The 6,427-nt window shown below is 70.0% G+C and carries 8 protein-coding genes and 1 pseudogene; 8 read left to right on the top strand and 1 reads right to left on the bottom strand.

Annotated features, from left to right (window positions below; genetic code table 11):
- From ACY45C_RS00020 to ACY45C_RS00055, 8 genes and pseudogenes are all read left to right on the top strand, one after another.
- Nucleotides 1-168: pseudogene (locus ACY45C_RS00020) on the top strand (menaquinone biosynthesis decarboxylase); the annotation flags it as partial.
- Between the two features lie 87 nt (nt 169-255).
- Nucleotides 256-1,203, top strand: coding sequence for a menaquinone biosynthesis prenyltransferase MqnP (mqnP, locus tag ACY45C_RS00025; RefSeq protein WP_462185631.1), 948 nt, complete (start codon nt 256-258; stop codon nt 1,201-1,203).
- A gap of 14 nt (nt 1,204-1,217) precedes the next feature.
- A complete protein-coding gene (locus ACY45C_RS00030; RefSeq protein ID WP_462185632.1) occupies nt 1,218-2,000 on the top strand; it encodes a UbiX family flavin prenyltransferase in 783 nt (260 codons plus the stop codon).
- A 252-nt stretch (nt 2,001-2,252) separates the two neighbouring features.
- Nucleotides 2,253-2,492, top strand: a complete 240-nt coding sequence (locus ACY45C_RS00035; protein ID WP_462185633.1) for a hypothetical protein — start codon at nt 2,253-2,255, stop codon at nt 2,490-2,492.
- Nucleotides 2,493-2,594: 102 nt separating this feature from the next.
- Complete coding sequence (gene mqnE / locus ACY45C_RS00040; RefSeq protein WP_462185634.1) at nt 2,595-3,743, top strand: aminofutalosine synthase MqnE; 1,149 nt, start codon at nt 2,595-2,597, stop codon at nt 3,741-3,743.
- 12 nt (nt 3,744-3,755) lie between these two features.
- On the top strand, nt 3,756-4,049 hold the full coding sequence (locus tag ACY45C_RS00045; RefSeq protein ID WP_462185635.1) for a hypothetical protein: 294 nt from the start codon (nt 3,756-3,758) through the stop codon (nt 4,047-4,049).
- Between the two features lie 80 nt (nt 4,050-4,129).
- On the top strand, nt 4,130-4,381 hold the full coding sequence (locus tag ACY45C_RS00050) for a hypothetical protein (RefSeq protein ID WP_462185636.1): 252 nt from the start codon (nt 4,130-4,132) through the stop codon (nt 4,379-4,381).
- Nucleotides 4,378-5,253 carry a menaquinone biosynthetic enzyme MqnA/MqnD family protein gene (locus tag ACY45C_RS00055; protein ID WP_462185637.1) on the top strand — a complete coding sequence of 292 codons (876 nt, stop codon included), beginning with the start codon at nt 4,378-4,380 and terminating at the stop codon, nt 5,251-5,253. Before ACY45C_RS00050 ends, ACY45C_RS00055 begins: the two co-directional genes overlap by 4 nt.
- A gap of 7 nt (nt 5,254-5,260) precedes the next feature.
- Here the strand turns inward: ACY45C_RS00055 and ACY45C_RS00060 are convergent, their stop codons facing one another.
- Nucleotides 5,261-6,256, bottom strand: a complete 996-nt coding sequence (locus ACY45C_RS00060) for a helix-turn-helix domain-containing protein (protein ID WP_462185638.1) — start codon at nt 6,254-6,256, stop codon at nt 5,261-5,263.
- Nucleotides 6,257-6,427: the final 171 nt, after the last annotated feature.

Here is a 6,427-nt window from a genome sequence, read left to right on the forward strand (position 1 = left end):
GACCACGCCGCCTACGAGCAGTTCTGGGGCGGCAAGGTTGGTGTGGACGCGACCCGCAAGCTACCGAGCGAGGGTTACCGGCGCAACGGCGGCTGGCCGGAGGAGATCGTCATGGACGAGGCGGTCCGCGAACGGGTCACCCGCCGATGGAAGGAGTATGGACTGTGACCGTCCTCCGTTTTCCTTGCCTATCCAGAGGGACAAAAAGGACGCTAGGGCCTCTGGATAGGCAAGGAACAAGGAGTGGTGATTGCGGTGAGTGACGCCGCGTGGGTGCCGGGCGCGTCGGAGCCGGTCGGGCGAGGGTCGGGAGCCGGCCCGGGACACGCCGCCGGCCGGGTACGGGCGTTCCTGCGGCTCGTCGTCATCGAGCACTCGGTCTTCGCGCTGCCGTTCGCCTACATCGCGGCGCTCGCCGCCTCGTTCGCGGATTCCCGGTCGGTGCGCTGGTCGGACCTCGCCCTCGTCAGCGTGGCGATGGTCGCGGCCCGAACCTTCGCCATGGCCGCAAACCGGGTCATCGATCGCGCGATCGACGCCCGTAATCCGAGGACGGCGAACCGAGAGCTGGTCACCGGCGTGGTCTCGGTGCGCACGGCGGTCGTCGGCGCCGCGGTCGCGCTCGCCGTCTTCCTCACCGCCGCCGCGGCCCTGTCCTGGCTCTGCCTGCTGCTCGCGCCGGTCGCCGTCGCGCCGCTCGTCGTCTACCCCTACGCGAAACGGTTCACCGACTTCCCGCACGCCGTGCTCGGCATCGCCCAGGCGGTGGCCCCGGTCGGCGCGTGGATCGCGGTCACCGGCGAGTGGTCCTGGGCCGCACTGGTGCTCGGCCTCGCGGTCGGTAGCTGGATCGGCGGCTTCGACGTGATCTACGCCTGCCAGGATGCCGAGGTCGACCGGCGCATCGGCGTGCGTGCGGTGCCGGCCCGGTTCGGGGTGCGGGCCGCGCTCATTGGCTCCACGGTTACGCATATGATCACCTTTGCGTTGTTCATCGTCTACGGGCTGCTGGACAACGCTGGTGCGTGGTGGTGGGCCGGGCTCGTGCTGACGGCGGCGGCATTCTGCTATGAGCACGCCATTGTGTCCCCGAACGACCTGTCGCGGGTCAACCGGGCCTTCCTCACCGCGAACGGATTCGTCGGCATCGTCCTGTTCCTCTTCGCCGTCGTCGATCTCGCCAGCCGTGGCCTGGCCGTCTGAGCGTCGGATTCGTCATGGCCGATGTTTTCAGTGCCCCCGAGGAGGAGGCCGGACCGCGCCTGCCGTGGGTGGTCGGGGTGAGCGGCGCCAGTGGAACCCCCTACGCGGCCGCGGTGCTGCGTGGCCTGCTGGCCGCCCGGCTGCCAGTCGATCTGGTGCTGTCCCGCGCGGCCCGCCTGACCCTGCTCGATGAGACGGGCATCGCCTGGCGTGACTCCGCCTGGGCGAAAGCCCTGGTCACGTGGTTGTCCATGCCCCTGGGCGGGGTGTCATCTCCAGCGGGTGTGTCGGCGCGGCGGGCCGATCGTGACGCGCTGGCCGATACGGTGTCCACCCTCGTCGAGGTACATGCCCCGGGTGATCTGGGGGCGCCGACGAGCAGCGGTTCGTACCCGACCCGCGGGATGGTCGTCGTCCCGGCGAGCACGGCCTGCCTAGCCGGCATCACCCTGGGATTGTCCAAGGATCTGTTGCAGCGGTCGGCGGATGTCACGCTCAAGGAAGGCCGCCGTCTGATCGTCGTCCCGCGGGAGATGCCCTACACCCGCGCGACGCTGCGCCACATGTTGGACCTGCACGACGCCGGGGCGGTGGTGGCCGCGGCGAGCCCGGGATTTTACGCGGGCGTACGGACGGCCGGCGATCTCGTCGACTTCGTGGCCGGGCGGGTGCTCGACGCCGCCGACGTGCCGCACACGCTCTTCCGGCGTTGGACCGGCGAGCTCGGCGGCGCCCGCTGTGACCTGCCGGGCCGCCGTGACCTGGCGGACGTCGAGGCGGCGCCACCGGCCGGGTGACGCCTGTTCCCCCTGGCGCAGGCCCCGCCCGGACAGGCACAGTTGTCGGGAACGGGCCCCGACCGGGGCCGCGGTGCCGGCGGGATGAGGACGATATGGCCACGGGTGGGCGCGGACCGGCGAGGAACCGGGGCCGCGGAACCGGCGGGGTGGACGGGGCCACGGCACGCAGACCCGCCTCGGCGGGGGGGCCGCGGCGCCTCGGCGCGGCCGGGTCGTCCCACTCGCGCCGAGCGGCCCGCGCCGCAGGACGTGAACCTGCGTGCGCAACTGCCGTACTTCCTGACCCGCGTCGCCGCCCTCGCCGTGATCACCGTAATCCTGGTGACCGTGGGGCTGAACCTGCTGATGGCGCTGCTCATTGGGTTCGCCGTCGCCGGACTGCTGACCTGGCCGCTCGGGCGGATGCAGCGCAGGGCCGCACAGCGGGCCGCTCAGCGCCCGGATGCCGGGAACACCGGGAACGGCGGGAACACCGGGAACGGCGGGTAGCCGCGAGTAATCCGGATGCCCCGCCGGATCGCGGGGCGGCTGTGACCGGGTAGCTGTGCTCGCCTCCGAGGACGCCGAGAGCTGCGGGCTAGGCTAGAAGGCATGGATGCTGGGCTCAAGCGGGAGATCGAGGCCAAGGTTTCCGTCGGCGAGAGGCTGAGCCGTGCCGACGGGGAGGCGCTGTACGCCAGCGACGACCTCGTCTGGTTGGGCGGTCTCGCCCACGAGGTTCGTACCAGAAAGAACGGCGACAAGACCTTTTTCAACGTCAACCGGCATCTGAACCTGACGAACGTCTGCTCGGCGTCCTGCGCGTACTGCTCGTTCCAGCGCAAGCCCGGTGAGTCCGATGCTTACACCATGCGCATCGAGGAAGCTGTCCGGCTGGCGAAGGAGATGGAGCCGGCCGGGATCACCGAGCTGCACATCGTCAACGGTCTGCATCCGACGCTGCCCTGGCGCTACTATCCGCGCTCGCTGCGGGAGCTAGGCAAGGCGCTGCCCGGCGTCGCGTTGAAGGCGTTCACCGCTACCGAGATCCACTGGTTCGAGAAGATCAGCGGCCTGTCCGCCGACGAGATTCTCGACGAGCTCATCGATGCGGGACTCGAGTCGCTCACCGGCGGCGGTGCGGAGATCTTCGACTGGGAGGTCCGCCAGAAGATCGTCGGTCACGAGACGCACTGGGAGGATTGGTCGCGCATCCACCGGCTCGCCCACGCCAAGGGCCTGCGCACCCCGTGCACGATGCTGTACGGGCACATTGAGGAGCCCCGGCACCGGGTGGACCACGTGCTGCGGCTGCGTGAGCTGCAGGATTCCACGGGCGGGTTCACGGTCTTCATCCCGCTGCGCTTCCAGCACGACGCCGCCGGTGACCCGCGCAACCGGTTGATGAACCAGCCGATGGCGACGGGGGTCGAGGCGTTGAAGACGTTCGCCGTTTCCCGGCTGCTGTTCGACAACGTGGATCACATCAAGTGCTTCTGGGTGATGCACGGCCTCACCACGGCGCAGCTCGCGTTGAACTTCGGCGCTGACGACCTCGACGGTTCCGTTGTCGAGTACAAGATCACGCACGATGCGGACCGGTTCGGGACGCCGCACACCATGACCCGCGAGGATCTGCTCGCAATCATCCGCGACGCCGGCTTCCGCCCGGTCGAGCGGGACACCCGCTACCGGGAGATCCGTGTCTACGACGGTCCCGACCCGGCTCGGCGTGACGTCCCGACCTCGATCGACGCCTGACCGGTGGACCGGATGGGCACCGGGGACGGGCCGGGGCCGGCCCGCGGATCCGAGGAGTCGCCGGCGCCCGGGAGTCCCGGGCCTGTCCGGCCCCCCGGAGCGCCCGGCATCGGATCGATCTTTGTGCTTGCCTTCCTGGTGATCCTGTTTCCGGGGGTGGCCGGGTACGTGGTGCTCGACTGGATCGGTCTGCCGATCGGCGCCGCCGGCCTGCTGGGTCTGTTCGTCGTCTTCCTGGGGCTGGGCTTCTTCCCGACCGTGCTGCGCCGGCTTGGCTGGGTGCCGACGAAGAGACGGAGGACGTGATGGTGCAACCGCGTAGGCGGCTGGTTCCGTGGCTACAGCGGCTTCCGTGGCCACAGCGGGTTTCGTGGCCACAGGGGGCGATGCCTGACTCGCCGACCGGATCGGGCCAGGCGGGCGAGCGCGGCCTGCTTGGCATCAACCTGCGGTACTTCGCGGTACGCGTGCTGCTCTTCGGAGCGGTGCTGGCCGTGGTCCTGCTGCTGGGGGTGAGCGGGCTGCTGGCCTTCGCCCTGGCCGTGGTGTTCAGCGGGCTGCTCAGCTATCCCCTGGCGTTGCGCCAGCGCCGCGTGGTCATCGAGGTCATGGAGGAGCGCCGGGGCGGACGGCGTTGACCGGAGCCGGAGCGGACAACGATGGCGATACCCAGGCCCGTCCCCGGGTGGGGCACATCCAGTTTCTGAACTGCCTGCCGCTGTACTGGGGACTGGTCCACTCCGGTGCTCTGCTCGACATCGAGCTGACGAAGGACACCCCGGACCGGCTGAACGACGCGCTGGTCGCCGGCGATCTCGATATCGGTCCGATCAGCCTGGTGGAGTACCTCCGGCATGCCGACGAGCTCGTCGTGCTGTCCGACCTCGCGGTCGGCTCCGACGGTCCGGTCCTGTCCGTCGTGCTGGGCACGGCGGCGCCGCTCATGGAGATCCGGACCGTCGCGCTCGGCTCGACGTCCAGGACCAGCGTGCTGCTCGCCCGGATGTTGCTGGAGGATCGCTACGGCCTGCGACCGGAGTATGTGACGATGCCGCCGGACCTGCCGTCGATGTTGCGGGAGGCGGATGCCGCAGTGATCATCGGTGATGCCGCGCTACGGGCGACTTACGATGCCGAGCGGGGCGGTCCGGACCATCCTCTCCGGCTCGTCGATCTCGGTGCCGCCTGGCGGGAGTGGACCGGCCTGCCCATGGTGTTCGCCGTGTGGGCCGCCCGACGGTCCTTCGCCGAACGCCGTCCCGGGGTGGTCAAGGAGGTGCACGGCGCGTTCCGCTCCGGACTCGACCTGGCGCTGCGTGATGTGGACGAGGTCGCGGCGCGGGCGGCCCGTTTTGAGGTGTTCGACCCGGGCACGCTGGCCCGGTATTTCACCACTCTCGACTTTCGGCTCGGTGCGCGCCAGCAGGCGGGGATTATCGCCTTCGCCGGGCGTGCCGCGCGGCGAGGTGATGTTCCGGCGCTGCGCGCACTGCGTTTCGCGGACGTCTGACCGCCGCTCAGACCGGTGGTCGGAACGCGTGAGAGATACTGGTCGGCGGAATCGGAACCGCTCGGCGCGTACTCGCCGTGGCGAAGCGCGCGATACGTCCCTTTACCAGCGCGACCAACCGGGGCGGGGTGGCTCGCCCGCCCGGCGCGATCAGCATCTCGTCGAGCGTCTCGCCACCGGCGTCATCCCCGCCGGCCAGAGCATACCTTGGATCGCTGGGTTCGCCTGGCGGCCCGGACCGTGGGTCCGGTGGCACGGGGGCCCCGAGGCCGTCGCCGGACGCGATGCCGGGTTCGGTGCCGGGTTCGTTGCCCTCGCAGGCCTGCCGGGCGGCCGCGTCGATGAGGCTGTCGACCGCGAGGGTCCAGGCCCGTAGTCCTTCGTGACCGGTCAGCTCGGTGAACACCGCCGCCTCGAGGCAGCAGGTGCTGGCTCCCGCGAGCTCGTCCACGTCCAACAGGGAGATGGCGAGCAGCCCGGCCAGGTGACCCGCGAGCATGAACAGCCGGAACTGCTGGTGCGGCAGCATGGGCGTGTGCAGCAGGTTGTCGACGACGTTCTGCTGCTCCAGCACCTGGGCGGTGACGTCCTGTGGATCGAGCCGGTCGGCCTTGGCGATCAGATCGGCCACCAACCGATCGAGGTAGTCCAGTTCGGTGTCCGACCGGCGGTGGTCGAGCAGATCCGAAACCCGGCGGCGGGACTCCCGCTCCGGATCGGGCTGGCGACGCAGGCGTTCTGCCCGGGCGGCGACGGCTGCCTCACGCAGGTCGATGAGGGCGTCCCCGGCCTCCAGCGCCGCGTCGACTGCGGCGATCACCGGTCGGGAGGGGATGCCTCGGCTGGGCTGTTCGAGCTGACCGATGTACTGGCGGCTGTAGCCGGTGCGTCGGGCGAGCTCCTCCCGAGAGAGGACACGTTCACAGCGCCGCCGTCGGACCTCAGCGGGTAGCAGGTCTTCGGCGGTCGCTGCATCGTGCCGGCCTCGGCTCCGTTGCCGCATCTGTGACGTCCTTCCGCGTGGCAAGGTCCCGCCTCCCGAGGAGGGAAGCTCAGCAGCCGTGTGCTGTCTCTGCTCGCCCGCCTGACGGTCGCCCGCCCGATGGCCAGTAGAGAGTCACCGATAGTGATCAGATTACTCCAGGCCGCACCCTAGTAAACTAGAGGTCAAAAG

The sequence above is a fragment of the Frankia sp. CcWB2 genome (assembly GCF_977927585.1).